This window comes from Collinsella sp. LCP19S3_F2 (assembly GCF_052121015.1).
Lineage (GTDB): Bacteria > Actinomycetota > Coriobacteriia > Coriobacteriales > Coriobacteriaceae > Collinsella.
Window position 1 is genome coordinate 32,038 of the sequence record NZ_JBQKFA010000008.1, and the last position, 13,785, is coordinate 45,822.

Consider the following 13,785-nt stretch of genomic DNA (forward strand, 5'->3'; position numbering starts at 1 on the left):
TCATAAGTATGGAACGCATAGCTGCGCGTTCCGTCAATGGGTTGAAAAAAGGGTAGGCATAGCTTGCCCGAAAGATGCGGTGCGGCTCGACGGCGAGTCGTCGGTGCCTACAGGCGCTTGAGAATCACGTAGCGGTTGAGCTCGCCACTGCGACCGTCGGCATGGAAGCGCTCAAGCTCGCGTACGGGGACCTCGCCGCTCTTGTAGAACGTGCGCACGCCGCGCACCAAGTCGGTGATCTGCTGATCGTCAAAGTGGTGGCAATAGCGGTAAGCATGGCGGTCGTTTTGCCAGCCAATGAGGTGGTCGCCGGCTTCAAACTGCGCTGAATCGTAACCCTCAAACGGCGGGGTGAGCTCGGCGCGGGCCTCGGCTCGAACGGCCTTGCGCGCCATGCGCTCGTCGTTCATAAACTCCCAAAAGCTAATGGCGATGATGCCGCCCGGGCGCGTCTGCCGCACCAGGGCGTCGAGCACGCGTACGCGGTACTCGCACGACGGCACGTGGTGCATAAAGCCAAAACAGACCGAGATATCGGCGAGCGGGGCGTCGAAAAGCACGTCGGGTGTCTCGGCGGGGTTGAGCTTCATGAGGGCATCGAGCACGTCGAGTTCCTGGAAGTGCAGGTTGGGAATGCGCAGGGCGTGACCGCGTGCATCGATGGCCAGGTCTTGGCACGAGTCGACGCCATAGAACTCAAACGGGCAGCTGGCATCTGCCGAGGAGTTTGCGCCGTCGACGCCCTTGGCGGCAAGTGCGCCGCCGGCGGCAAAGTTCTCGAATCGCATATTGCCGCAGGCGAGATCGAAGACGCGGACGGGATGCTCGATTGTGGCGACGTCGAGCTGCTCGAGCGCGATATCCATGGTGCGTACCCAGCCGGGCCACGGGGCCTGACGCGTATCGGAAAAGGAGGCGGAGTGCTCGCGATAGAACGTGTTGTTGAGCTGGATGAGCGATGAGGCGAAATCGCGGTTCACGGCGCGGGACTCCCTCCGTTGGCGGTGCGGAATAAACAGTACGACCATACTACCGTTAACGCCGCAACGGGGACAACCGGGCTAGGTGCCATTGCTTTGTTTGGACACATTTCCGCAGCTCATATGCACTCGCAACCGCCGGTTGTCAAAAATCTCACTAGAATAGGCGGCATGCTTTTGGCGGTGGCGGATAGATTTTTAACTGTGCAAGGCGCCTTAAGAACAAAAACGGTCCGGCGGCACGGCTGGCATCACATAGGAGGAACCATGAATGTAGAAACTGCGCAGCGGCTCGCCGACCTTCGCCGCAGCAAAGGCTTTAGCCAAGAAGGGCTGGCGCGAAAGCTGGGGCTGTCGCGCCAGGCGGTCAGTAAATGGGAGCGCGCGGAGAGCTCGCCCGATACCGAGAACCTGATCTCGCTCGCCAAACTCTATAGCGTGAGCCTGGACGAGCTGCTCAATCCGAGCGACGAGATCGAGGACGATATCGAGTTTGAGAACGAGGACCGCGCCCGCCAGCGCGAGGCCGAGGCCGCGGAGCGCGCCCGCACCCATGAGGCGGCGGCACGTGCCACCGAGGCGGCAACACAGGCGAGTGATGCTGCGGCCAAGGCGGCACAAGCGGCAAGCTGGAGTGCGCAGGCCGCCAACGCCGCTACGGCGCAGGCGACGAGTGGCGGTGCAGTTGGCTCGACTCCGGCGAAGGGCCCGTTCCAGTCGTTCCCGTATTGGGCCGTGTGCTGGCTACTGTTCTTTTTGCTGATGTTCCCGTTTGGCGCCGGCCCCTTTGCTGCGCTCATCTTTTTTACGATCCCTATCTATCACTGGGTGGCGCGTGCGCTCGATGGCGATTGGGCGCGCGGTGATATTCAGGTTGGTCCGGCACCGGTGACAGCTAGGGCTCAGAATGTTTCCGCTGCGGTTGATACTGACGTGGCTACCGCGACCACCGCTGAGCCGATTGCCAAAGAGGGTGATGAATGATGAAGCTTTCGCATGAATCCAAGGTACGCTTGGGCGTTGGCGTCGGAGCGTTTGTGCTCATCATTGGGCTTGTCTTTGGCATTTCGCGGCTATTGGCTCATTCCGATATGGTGCGTACGACCGGTATTCTATCTGGCCATTTGTCTGATTTTGACGATATGTTTGACGAGGACGATTCCTTGAATAGCGGTAACTATTCCGCTCGGCCTCAGCAACTTTCGAGTGCGACTTTTGATGCCGATGAGTTCCGCTACCTCGATTTCGATATCAATGCGGCTTCGGTGGACGTCAAGGTTGTTGATGGCAACAAGGCTCGCGTTATAGAGCGGGGGCGCGTTGCCGAGGGTATGGATGCCTCCAAGGCCGCGAAGCAAAACATCGCATCCGTCGAGGACTCGACGCTCAAGGTTTCCCAGTTTGGAAGTGATGACGGTAAGGCAATCGATCGCTCAGTTACGGTTGAGCTGCCACGCCGTGTTGCCGAACATCTGAAGGGAGTCAACGCGCACGTGGGCTCGGGTGATCTGCAGATTGCCGGTGTCATCTGTGATGGTTTCGATCTTGTCCTGGGTGCGGGAGATGTAGAGTTTACGGGCAGCGTGACTGATGCGCTCAGCGCTGAGGTCGGTTTGGGCGATGCGACGTTCGAGCTCTACCAGGCCCCCGCGAAGTCGATGGACGTGAGCGTGGCCTCGGGCGATGTGGAGATGACGGTTCCGAATTCTACGGGCTTTAAGGCGAGCCTTACCGTGGGCAGCGGCGACTTCGAGAGCGATTTCCTTCCGCTTGGCTACGATGGCGAGACTATTTTGAATCATGAATTCGATAACGGCGATAAGTCTGCCACGTATCGTTTTAAGGTCGGTTCGGGCGACATGTCGTTTGATCCGGAGTGACAGACGGCTATCGAAGACTTATAAACCATAGCTGCGCTGTTTGATGAAGGCGCCGGAGCCGCGACGGGCTTCGGCGCCTTTGCCTTTACAATGGGGGCATGGAACAGATTATCTTGAACATACTTAAAGCCCTGCGTCGCGGCGAGACCGTGGACGACAAGGCGCTCGTCAAGCTGATACATGCCGAGGCGCGCCGTGAGGGTGCCGACAAACGCGATTTGGCCAAGCGCCGTCTGCTGCCGTTCTACCAGCGGGTTAAACGTGAGGAGCCGGCTCGTTGGGCTGGGTGGAATGTCGATGCCGAGCTAGAGCGTCAACTGCTGCAGGTGCTACGCATGAAGCCGCGCCGCACGGCCTCGGGCGTGGCGACCATTACCGTCATCACCAAGCCGTGGCCGTGCTCGGGCGATTGCCTGTTTTGCCCCAACGACCTGCGTATGCCCAAAAGCTATTTGCATGCCGAGCCCGCGTGCGCCCGTGCTGAGCAAAACTGCTTTGATCCGTATCTGCAGGTGAGCGCTCGTCTGACCGCGCTTTCGCAGATGGGGCATGCGACCGATAAGATTGAGCTCATTGTGCTCGGTGGTACCTGGAGCGACTATCCGCAAGGGTATCAGACGTGGTTTATGTCGGAGCTCTTCCGTGCGCTCAATGACGATGCCGTGGCTGGTGTGGCTGCCAACCCCATGTTGGCGCGTCCGGGCATCAGCCGTGCCGAGGCGGGGCGTCTGCTCGACGATGCACCCGCCGATGCGCTGCCGCCGGTGGTGGCGGAGCGTCGCGAGCGCTATCGGGCTGCCGGCATTGCGATAGACGAGGCCACGCTCGCTGCCGGCGTTGCCGACGAGCAGGAGCGTGTGGATGCTGCCGTGGGCGGCTATAACCGTGCGGTGCGTCGTTTGTACGGCCCCGGTACGCCATGGGGCGAGGTCGCCGAGTGGCAGACGGCAACGATGGAGGAGCTCGAGCGTCAGCAGCACATCAATGAGACGGCGAAGCATCGCGTGGTGGGACTCGTTATCGAGACGCGCCCCGATGCCGTAACGCCGCAGGCGCTTACGCTCATCCGCCGCCTGGGCTGCACCAAGATCCAGATGGGCATCCAGAGCCTCGACCAGCACCTGCTCGATATCAACGAGCGTCGCATTTCGGTGGGCCAAATCGAGCGGGCGTTTTCGCTTGCGCGCCTGTTTGGCTTTAAGATCCATGCGCATTTTATGCTCAACCTGCTGGGCGCCACGCCCGAGGGGGACAAGCGCGACTACGAGCGCTTTATGACCGAGGGGGCCTTTATGCCCGACGAGGTCAAGGTCTACCCGTGCGCGCTCATCGAGGGCTCGCGTCTGGTGGGCTGCTACGAGCGCGGCGAGTGGCGCCCCTATACCGAGGAGGAGCTGCTCGACGTGCTAGCCGATGACATCGTGGTGACGCCGTCGTTCTGCCGTATCAGCCGCATGATCCGCGATTTTAGCTCCGACGACATTATGGTGGGCAACAAGAAGCCCAACCTGCGTCAGCTCGTCGAGAACCGCCTGGCTGCTCGGGGCGACGGTGTGACGGTGCGTGAGATTCGCTATCGCGAGATCAGCACGGCGGGTGCCGACTTGGATGAGCTGACCCTTGACGAGGATGTGGCGTACGAGACGCCGGTGACGCACGAGCGCTTTTTGCAGTGGGTGACGCCGCAGGGCAAGATTGCGGGCTTTTTGCGCCTGTCGCTGCCCGACCATTCGTTTGTTGCCGCGCATGCGGACGAGTTGCCGACGATGCCGGACGAGGCGATGATTCGCGAGGTGCACGTGTACGGCATGGCGGCGCGCGTGGGCGACCAGGGCCAGGCGGCGCAGCATCACGGGTTGGGGCGTTTGCTCGTAGAGCGTGCGTGCGAGATTGCCCGGGATGCGGGGTATGCGCGCATCAACGTGATTAGCGCGATTGGCACGCGCGAGTACTATCGCCATCTTGGATTTTATGACCATGGCCTTTACCTGCAAAAGGAGCTCTAGATGAACAAGCCGAGTGTTTCTGCCGGCGTTGTTGCCGGCGTTGCTCTGGGAGCCGCGGCGCTGGGCGCGGCTGCCGTCGCCGTTCGCGCTGCCTGCCTGCAGGTCGCGCGAACCCGCAATGGATTGGCGCGTGTGAAACGCGTGCACGATGAGGGCGGCGATGAAGTCCGCGTATTGGTGCAAGGCAGTGTCTACCAAAGCGCGAGTTACGTCGGCGAGCGCTGGGCGGAGCCCGTCTTTGCGTATTATCGCGCGTTTGACGACGTGTTTGAGGCCGAGGATGCGATGCGTGACGTTTATGGTCACGGTATCAGCCGTATGCTTATGCTAGGTGGCGGCGGGTTTGCCTATCCCAAATTTGCGCTGATGTCGCACGAGGGCCTGCGCATGGACGTTATCGAGTATGACGGAGAGATCACGCGCCTGGCGCGCCGCTGGTTCTACCTAGACGAGCTAGAGCGCGCGGCGGGCGATCGCCTGCGGGTGATAACCGCTGAGGCTCGCTCGTATCTGGGTGTGACGAGTGTGGGCCATCGTCGCTACGACGTGGTCGTGAGCGATTGCTTTGGCGGTGCCGAGCCCGTAGGCGAGCTGGCGACGGTTGAGGCGTTGCGTTTAGTGCGGGGCAGCCTGAACCCCGGGGGTATCTACGTTGCCAATATCGTGAGCGCAAACGAGGGGAGCGATGTAACGTTCCTGCGCGACTGCGCTGCCACGGCACTCGAGGTATTCGCCCACGCCTGGGTGGTCCCCTGTGGCGATACAGAGTTCGGCGGCGAGGAAAACTACCTGCTCATCGCCAGCGACGGGAACTATGCCTTTGCCGAAGCCGTGCCCTTTGACGCCGACTTCCTCGGCGCCGTCCTTCACGACTAGCGCGTCTTTCTGCGACCAGTCTTTCTGGGACGGGGCTTTTTAGCTGCTTTCGGATGCCGGCTCGCTCCACATCGGGAGCAGTCAATTTGGGACGGGGCTATTTTAGCTATCCCTGCCACTAATCGGCCAAACCTTTCGCTTTACCTGCAAGGGCAGCTAAAATAGCCCCGTCCCAAATTGACTGCTCATATAGTCAGCCCCGTTTTATGCGTGGTCGCGCCAGCTGCGGACACGCTGCTTCATGCCATCTATGTCGAGCACGCCTTCGGCAAAGCCCTTACGCACGAGCTCTTCGGGAACGAACTCATCGTAACGATCGAAGTAAGGCACCTCGCCGGGATAGACGAGCTCGATGGGATCGAAGTCCTTCTCGGCCTCGGCGGCGAGTACCTCAAAGAACGTCTCTTCGTCGGCCTTCATCTTAAACTGCATAAAGTACGGGCGCGACGGGTCGAGTCCGCGAAGGCCCAGCTCCGCGGCACATTTAATCTTGAGCATGCGCTCGAGCGCCAAAAAGGCATAGCTGCCCAGCCAGGGGAAGAGCACCCAGGTGTCGCCGCCCAGGTTAATGAGTGGCCTAGTGCCCGCACCCGAAATCTCGGCCGTATGGCGAGCCTGCGCCAGACGGGCTCGCGCGTTGCCCATAAGGTATGGATATGTCGCGTGCTCGTTGAGCGCCTTGCGCATGCGCTCGAGTACATGCGTGTTGATGTCGCCGGGGCAGTCGCCAAAGTAGGCCGGCACACGGCCCTTGACCTGCGTAGCAAAGACGGTGTGGCGCTTCCAGTCCACTTCCTCGACAATCCAGCAGTGCCCGGCGATGGCGATGCGTTCACCGGGCGGTGGGGGATTGACGATCGTGCCCAGCTCGGCCGACTCGCTGCGGACGGTGAACTCCTCGTTTTCCTGGAACACGGCGTAGAACTTAAAATTGTTGATGATGCGCTCGCCCGCGAGGCCCACGATGAGTCCGCCGCCCTCGGTGACCTGGATATGGTCGATCTTAATGAGGTGACGCAGCAGCACGCGATAGTCATCGGCTGAGACGCGGTGGAAATAACTGAGCGTGAGCACGCGCTGGGCAAGTTCTGCCGGCGTGAGCTCTCCGGTGCTGGCAAGCGTCGACATAGTCTGGTGATAGAGCAGACTGTAGGGGAGTCGATCGAGCTCGGGCGGCTCGACCCACTTTTCCTCGCGATAGAGTTGTACGAGTGCGATGCCCTGCAGGAGCTTCCACGGAATGGTTTCGGGCATCATCGTGCGCGGCTCGGGCTCTTCCTCGCGCATGACAAACCACATCTCGGGCGGAAGGTCGCGGCGTCCCGTGCGGCCCATTCGCTGCAAAAAGGAACTGACGGTAAATGGCGCATCGATCTGAAATGCACGCTCCAGACGGCCGATATCGATGCCAAGCTCAAGCGTAGAGGTGGTGACGGTCGTCTGTGCCTGCTCCTCATCGCGCATGAGCTCTTCTGCCGTCTCGCGCAACGATGCCGAAAGATTGCCGTGATGGATGAGGAAACGGTCAGGCTCGTGTCGGCTCTCGCAGTAGCTGCGCAGCATGGAACATACGGCCTCTGCCTCCTCGCGCGAGTTGGCAAAGACCAGACACTTGCGCCCGCGGGTGTGTTCGAAGATATAGCCCATGCCGGGATCGGCGTTGTCGGGTGCGGTGTCGGTGGGGTTGAGGAGCGCTTGCTCGGCGGCCCGGGGGATGTCGACTTCGCCCTCGGGGGCCGAAGAAGTTTGGCGGTCCTTGGGAGCGGCCTTGCCCCGTGCTCGCTCACGACGTTGACGGCGCTCCTCCTGTGTGGGCTGTCCGCTGTGGCTCGTGCCTTGGGTGTCGGCCGGCAGCGCCGTGGGTGCCGCTGCCTCAATGCGCTCGGAGGCAAGCACTTCGGCCTCTTGAGGACCCATGCTCTCGAATCCCCGCTGCTGTGCCTGGGGACCCGAGTTGTAGAAGTGCTCCATGGAGATGCGCCACACGCGGCGCGGTTCCTCAAAACGGGGGATAACGCAGTCACGTCCCGTTCCCTGTGAGAGAAAAGCGCCCGTGCGCTCGGGGTCGCCGATGGTGGCCGAAAGGCCAATGCGTCGAGGCTGCACGCCGGCCATGCGCGAGAGTCGCTCGATAAGGCAGAGCGTCTGCCCGCCACGGTCGCCGCGCATGAGCGAGTGGACCTCGTCGATGACCACATAGCGCAGGTCGCAAAACATGCGCGGGATCGCCATGTGCTTATGGATCAGGAGCGCCTCGAGTGACTCGGGCGTAATCTGTAAGATGCCGCTCGGCTTTTTGATGAGCTTAGCCTTGTGCGACTGCGAGACATCGCCATGCCAGTGCCAGACAGGGATATCGGCCTCTTCGCAGAGGTCGTTAAGGCGGACGAACTGATCATTGATGAGCGCCTTGAGGGGGCCGATGTAGAGGGCGCCCACGCTCGCGGGCGGCCTCTCCCAAAACTCGGTCAGGATGGGAAAGAAGGCCGCCTCGGTTTTGCCGGAAGCCGTGGATGCCGTCAGGAGCACATTGTCTTGTGTGTTAAAGATGGCATCTGCCGCCGCAACCTGAATGGAGCGGAGACTCTCCCAATCGTGGGAGTAGATGAAGTCTTGGATAAACGGGGCGTAGCGGTCAAAGGCGTTCACGGGGCCTCCTTTCAAAAGCGAATCTCTCAACGCGGCGGGCAGTGGCTTGCTGCATGACTGCTTCAATGTTTGCCCAGATAAAACCTGCCAAAATAAACCTGTCCCTTTTTGGCAGGTTAGATGGCGAATTCGGCGAAGTTGCGGTCGGCGCCTGCGGTGCCGGTGTCGTCTGTTGCGGCTGCTGGTGCGTCACCGCCGACGCTTTGCAGCAGCTCGGCCACGTTGGCGTCGGGGTTTTGGCATAGGATGTCGAGCAGCTCGATAAAGTCACGAATGACTTCGCGCGGCGTCAGATGCGTGTCGGCTCCCACGCGACCGAACTCAATCTTGAGGAAGTCCACCAGGTCGCTCTCGGTAAGCGTGGGCGTCCAGCCAAAGTAGCCGGCGTGAATTTGCATGAGTTTTTCGATCAGCACCAGCAACTCTTCGTAGGTGAGTGGCTGCAGACGGATGATGGGCGCGAGCATGTCCTTAAGGTCCTCGCGTGCAAAGCGGCCCTGAGCGAGTCGGCTGCGCAGGGCCTCGTAGGAGAACACGCCGCGGCGGCGGTCTTCGATGGAGGTTGGCGTGCCGCCCATGATCATGCCCAGGTACTGCGCCTTGCCCTGGAGCGTGTCATTGTACATGGTCAGGATCTTCTCGTAGTTGTATTGGCGCGTGATCGCGTTGGGAATCTTATACAGATTCACGAGTTCGTCGATGAGCACCAGCATGCCCTTGTAGCCGCTGCAGACCAAAAAGCGCGCAATGAGTTTAACGTAGTCGTACCAGTCGTCATCGCTGATGATGGTTGAGGAACCCAGTTCGGCGCGAGCCTCGCTCTTGGTGCGGTATTCGCCGCGGATCCATTTGGTTACGCGGCTCATGGCCTCTTCATCGCCCTCGGATACGGCCGTGCGGTAGCGGCGGAGCATGCGGGCGAAGTCGAAGCCGTGGACCATCTCCTCGAGCGGGGCCAGTTGGGCATTGACGACCGACTCGTCGACGTCGGCACACGAGGCGACCCAGCGATCCAGAATAAGGTTGAGCGCACCGCCCTCGGGGCGCGTCTTGGTCGATATGTTGCGGATGAGCTCACGGTAGGTGGCAAGGCCCTGCCCCTGACCGCCCTGCAGGCGGCGCTCGGGCGACAGGTCGGCATCGGCGACGACGAACCCCTCGCCCATGGCGTGCGTGCGGATGGTCTGGAGCAAAAAGCTCTTGCCTGCGCCGTAGCGACCGACCAGAAACCGGAAGCTCGCGCCACCGTCGGCGATGAGACTCAAATCGGTGAGCAGGGCGCGGATCTCGACCTCGCGCCCTACGGTGATATAGGGAAGGCCGATGCGCGGGACCACACCGCCCTTGAGTGAGTTGAGAATGACGGCAGCGACGCGCTTGGGCACGCGGGGTGCTGCGGATGCGGTATCACTCATGGTCTAGGTATCCTCTCACGTCTGCTTCGTAATCCTCGATAATTTGCGGTCCTGCCGCGCCGAACTCGATAACGGTGTCTCCCACCAGGTCAAAGAGCGTCTCGTTGATGCTGTCGACGAGCATATCCTCGCTCTGGCCCGACCTCTCCACTGCCGATGTCGCTTGCGCTGTGTTTTGCTCGAGGAGCGCGCGAAGAAAGGCATCTTCGGCGGGCGCGAGTTTGTTCGTAGCTTCGGCAGACGCGGGCGTTACGGGTGCGGGCGCAGGCACGAGGAGCGGTGCCATGACGCCAAACTCTTCGGCGGAGACAGTCGGCTTGTCGGGTTCGTCTTGCTGTATGGTCATCTCGCCAGGTTCGGCAGTCATGCCGGGCGCAGACTCGCGGCCCAGCTGCTCGATAAACGTTGCCTCGGCTTCCACGGGCGTGCCGTCCTCGCGCTCCTCATCAATCAAAAGCGCTTCACGCGTTTGCGCGGCGGCGCTCCGAATGTGCCCCAGCTGGCTCAAATCGATATCGATCTTGACGGGCTGGTGTGCGGCATCCCACGAAAGCCATGCCACGATCTCGTCATCGATGATTTTGGCCAGATATTTGGGGACCTTCTCCTCCTTCAGGGGGCGGGCGGGGGCTAGGGCCAGGCGCAGACGTTGGTCGCAGGCGCGCATCATTTCGCCAAGCTTGCTGCTCTTTTGCCTGCTGCTGTGAATTCGCATGCATTCCCAAAAACCGTTTTGGCAGCGGTAGATATGGATGGGGTCAAGACGGTATTCGCAGTCCTCGTGGCGCTCGGGCGCAAAGAACACGGCCGAGGCAAACATGGTATAAGGCATGGCCGTCTCCTCCCCAAACAAGCTCGCCACGATACCGGTCTTTCGGTGCGTGTCATAGTAGCGCGCCATGCGGACGTACACGGCACATGCCACGTGGCGTAGGTCGCGATGGTGGCTGCGATCGAGTCTAGAGTTATCGAGGTTATACGTGGAGAGGGCGTTGATAGCGGCCATGAGTCGCTCCTCGCCCGCCTCGTCGGGCGGGAGGGGGAGCGTAGGCTCGGAGGTCTTACGACGCGCAGGCGGCAGATCCGACGGCGTCGGTGCAGGTGCAAGGTCTCGAGCCGCGCGCCGCAGCTCGATAAGGGCGTTATCGAACATGACGGTTTTAGAGTCGCGAAGCAGTTTGGGGTCGAGCCCGTGGAAAACGGCGTAATCTTGCAACCACACGCGTGCAAACCGGTCGATGCCGGGCTCGAAGGCACGATAGGCATTCCAAAAGGCCTTGATCTTGCTAAAGCCATCGAGTGGGTCATCTACGCCAATGCCGCAGATCAGCTCATAGAGATACAGGAAGGCAAAGGACGTAGACGTTTCCTCGACAGTTCCGCGGCGCACTTGGGCACGCCAGGTAAAGTAGCCGCGCAACTGTCGATCGCTCATGGCATTGTAGGTGGGAAAGTACGACTTAAAGGTGCCGTTGTAGGGACAATCGTCCTCGAAGTCGGCCATCAGCAGGCCTTGGCGGTAAAAGAGCTCCGCCTCCGATAGCCAACGTCCCGCGCCGCCTTTGGGATCATCTTGCCAGCGCGATATCTCGCGCATCTTGCGGTACTGGTCGGGGAGGAAGTTCTGCATCTGTCGACCGGTCTTGAGAATCGGCTCGTCAGCATAGATTTCGTTTGAGAAGCGGGCGGACTGATGGGTCCGGGCCTCGGCCATAATGCGCTCGATGAGCATCTTGACGTCCTGGTCGGCCACCGCTTCTCCTCTCCTAACGCAGCTTCGGTGACCTCATATCATAGCACAGCATCAAACAGGTGTTCGAGAAACCGCTACGTAGATAGATTTAGAACAAGAGGGCGTAGATGACCGCCACGACGACGGAGGGGAGCATGTTGGCCGTGCGGAAGGTCTGAGGTCGAATAAGGTTAACCCCAACACAGAAGATGAGCATAGAGCCCACAAGCGAAAGGCTGTCGAGGGCTGCGGTGGTCATGATGGGGGAGAGTGCGCCGGCAAAAAGCGTGATCGTGCCCTGGAATACGGCAACGGGCAGGGCCGAGAAGATGCAGCCGCGGCCAAGCGAGGCCGTCATGGTGCAGACGATGATGCAGTCCAGCGCGCCCTTCAGGGCAAGCGTGGACCAGTCGCCGAGCAGACCGTCCTGAATCGATCCTACGATGGCCATGGCACCGATACACACGGTGAGCGATGCCGAGACAAAGGCGTTGGTGAACTCGTTGTCGCCTTCGCTGCCGGTTTTGCGCTTGAGCCATTCGCCGAGGTTCTCGATGGCGGCCTCCAGGTTGATGGCCTCGCCGATGAGCGAACCGAGGGCAAATGAGACGATAAGCATGGTGGTGCCGGTGGTCGCCAACGCCTCTCCATCGATAACGAGCATCTTTTGCATGGTGCCGCCCAGGCCGATAAACAGAACACACAACCCCGACGCCTTCATGAGCGTGTCTTGGATGCGAGGCGAAATGAAGCGCCCACCCATAAGGCCAAGCAGACCGCCCGCGATCAAAAGCGCGACGTTGATGATCGTTCCTAAACCCGGCATGGACCCTCCTGTAATTGATGCCAACGCGGCAATCGTAGCAGAACGGGGAGGGGGCGCTCAGTATCCGAGCCAAGCGGCGGTTAGCGGTCTAGGACAGGATGGGGCTAAAGTCGAAGCGCAGCGTCATGAGGTGCTGTGGGGATTCGATGGCTGCGGCAATGATGTCGGCATCTCGTGCGCGATCGAACCCTTCAAGTTCCATTTGATAGGGGACGTCTTCTTGAATACCGATGCGACGAGGAACCAAAAGCTTGGTTCCGTCGAATTCTTCGGTTCGCGTTCCGTCTGCTGCAACGGAATAAAGGTGTAACTTGGCGGTCGTTGTGGCATCAAGTGCCGAGATAGCTTGGATATCGTTCGATGCGCTCTTTGCTCCCACTGCTGTAAGTGCCGTAGGCGCGACGACTTCGCCCGAAGGCAAAAAGACGGTATTGGGGAATGCGATGAGGATATTTTTGCGGCGGGGCGCATTGGCAGCGACTGGCTCAATGCTTGCAGCATCGACGGTTTCCGTGTGGTCGAGCGCGACCATCATGCAACAGTTGCCTTCGTCGACACCTGGGGGAGCGGCAAAGTCCAGGCCGTCTTTCGGTTGGGAATCGCCTAGTTCGGTGGCGCTTCCGCTTGGCTTCTCGAGAGGAACCGCAGCGTTGTCTTCTGATGATGCATCGTCAACATGTGCCGGTGCGTCTGCGACCTCGTCTTTGGGGGATTTGTCATTATCGCTCGATATAGGAGCGGCAATCTCGACGGACCCCACTCCGTGCCATGTCATTTGGAGCAGCGCCGGATCGGTGAGAATGCGCTGCACGCCCGGCGCCTGGGCATCGATATTGATGGGGGCGGGTTCTGATCCGCGCGTGAGGTTAAGCGAGCCCTTCTGCCTGGTGCTTTGAGCCTTTTGGTCGTCCGCGTCGCCAGCGTAGAACAGCAAAGGCGCATCTCCCGTTGCGATGGCTTCGGTGTCCGCCTTGGTCAGCCGCAGCGACGCCGTAAAGGAGATGATGGCTGCGCGCCATCGACATTCGAGGGAACGCAGCCCAGGCATACACCCCCTTCTTCATGGGCCGCGCTGTCGAAGACGACTTTTGCCCCGTTCGCCGAGTCATCGACCGAGGCAATATCGATGCGCAGCTCTAAGTCGCATGGGTCGCCATCGGCGTCGACTGCAGCCGATTTCCATGTGCAGATGGCGCAACCTGTCCGGGGGCCGTTCTCCTTGTCCGGTCGATTGATATCCACGACTATCGAGTCGACCGTATTGCGGTGAAGGCATCCCGAGGTTCGGACCGTGGCATGTGCGAGCGAAAAACGTTGGCAGGCGACGATACCCGACGAATTCGACGCGGGGTTCAGAGCTTGCGGTAAGGAGCTTGCGGTAAGGAGCTTGCCGTGGCGGACGTCGCCCAAGCGGCGAGAGG

At 60.7% G+C, this 13,785-nt stretch carries 10 protein-coding genes; 4 read left to right on the plus strand and 6 right to left on the minus strand.

The window, feature by feature from the left end; genetic code table 11:
• Positions 1-107: 107 nt before the first annotated feature.
• Positions 108-980 (minus strand): class I SAM-dependent methyltransferase, encoded by an 873-nt coding sequence (locus tag ACTQX9_RS07415; protein ID WP_441057144.1) that lies wholly within the window; start codon positions 978-980, stop codon positions 108-110.
• 267 nt (positions 981-1,247) lie between these two features.
• Between ACTQX9_RS07415 and ACTQX9_RS07420 the strand changes: the two genes are divergently transcribed.
• From ACTQX9_RS07420 to ACTQX9_RS07435, 4 genes are all read left to right on the plus strand, one after another.
• Entirely contained in the window at positions 1,248-1,964 is a 717-nt protein-coding gene (locus ACTQX9_RS07420; RefSeq protein WP_441540924.1) for a helix-turn-helix domain-containing protein, read from the plus strand.
• On the plus strand, positions 1,961-2,860 hold the full coding sequence (locus ACTQX9_RS07425) for a DUF4097 family beta strand repeat-containing protein (protein WP_441540926.1): 900 nt from the start codon (positions 1,961-1,963) through the stop codon (positions 2,858-2,860). The genes ACTQX9_RS07420 and ACTQX9_RS07425 overlap by 4 nt, the downstream gene beginning before the upstream one ends.
• A gap of 98 nt (positions 2,861-2,958) precedes the next feature.
• Positions 2,959-4,866 (plus strand): elongator complex protein 3, encoded by a 1,908-nt coding sequence (locus tag ACTQX9_RS07430; protein WP_441540928.1) that lies wholly within the window; start codon positions 2,959-2,961, stop codon positions 4,864-4,866.
• Positions 4,867-5,742, plus strand: a complete 876-nt coding sequence (locus ACTQX9_RS07435) for a spermidine synthase (RefSeq protein ID WP_441540930.1) — start codon at positions 4,867-4,869, stop codon at positions 5,740-5,742.
• Positions 5,743-5,946: 204 nt separating this feature from the next.
• Here the strand turns inward: ACTQX9_RS07435 and ACTQX9_RS07440 are convergent, their stop codons facing one another.
• From ACTQX9_RS07440 to ACTQX9_RS07460, 5 genes are all read right to left on the minus strand, one after another.
• Positions 5,947-8,391 carry a DEAD/DEAH box helicase gene (locus ACTQX9_RS07440; protein ID WP_441540932.1) on the minus strand — a complete coding sequence of 815 codons (2,445 nt, stop codon included), beginning with the start codon at positions 8,389-8,391 and terminating at the stop codon, positions 5,947-5,949.
• Between the two features lie 116 nt (positions 8,392-8,507).
• Positions 8,508-9,806: an ATP-binding protein gene (locus ACTQX9_RS07445; protein ID WP_441042131.1), complete on the minus strand. Its 1,299-nt coding sequence runs from the start codon at positions 9,804-9,806 to the stop codon at positions 8,508-8,510.
• Positions 9,799-11,559, minus strand: coding sequence for a TerB N-terminal domain-containing protein (locus ACTQX9_RS07450; RefSeq protein WP_441540934.1), 1,761 nt, complete (start codon positions 11,557-11,559; stop codon positions 9,799-9,801). Before ACTQX9_RS07450 ends, ACTQX9_RS07445 begins: the two co-directional genes overlap by 8 nt.
• 88 nt (positions 11,560-11,647) lie before the next feature.
• Entirely contained in the window at positions 11,648-12,364 is a 717-nt protein-coding gene (locus ACTQX9_RS07455) for a DUF554 domain-containing protein (RefSeq protein ID WP_427794195.1), read from the minus strand.
• An 88-nt stretch (positions 12,365-12,452) separates the two neighbouring features.
• Positions 12,453-13,412, minus strand: a complete 960-nt coding sequence (locus tag ACTQX9_RS07460; protein WP_441540936.1) for a hypothetical protein — start codon at positions 13,410-13,412, stop codon at positions 12,453-12,455.
• Positions 13,413-13,785: the final 373 nt, after the last annotated feature.

Bases quoted from the DNA above. Each gene is read 5' to 3' on its own strand.
- ACTQX9_RS07445 (WP_441042131.1), bottom strand. From the start codon at position 9,806: ATGAGTGATACCGCATCCGCAGCACCCCGCGTGCCCAAGCGCGTCGCT.
- ACTQX9_RS07435 (WP_441540930.1), top strand. From the start codon at position 4,867: ATGAACAAGCCGAGTGTTTCTGCCGGCGTTGTTGCCGGCGTTGCTCTG.
- ACTQX9_RS07460 (WP_441540936.1), bottom strand. From the start codon at position 13,412: ATGCCTGGGCTGCGTTCCCTCGAATGTCGATGGCGCGCAGCCATCATC.
- ACTQX9_RS07455 (WP_427794195.1), bottom strand. From the start codon at position 12,364: ATGCCGGGTTTAGGAACGATCATCAACGTCGCGCTTTTGATCGCGGGC.
- ACTQX9_RS07430 (WP_441540928.1), top strand. From the start codon at position 2,959: ATGGAACAGATTATCTTGAACATACTTAAAGCCCTGCGTCGCGGCGAG.
- ACTQX9_RS07425 (WP_441540926.1), top strand. From the start codon at position 1,961: ATGATGAAGCTTTCGCATGAATCCAAGGTACGCTTGGGCGTTGGCGTC.
- ACTQX9_RS07420 (WP_441540924.1), top strand. From the start codon at position 1,248: ATGAATGTAGAAACTGCGCAGCGGCTCGCCGACCTTCGCCGCAGCAAA.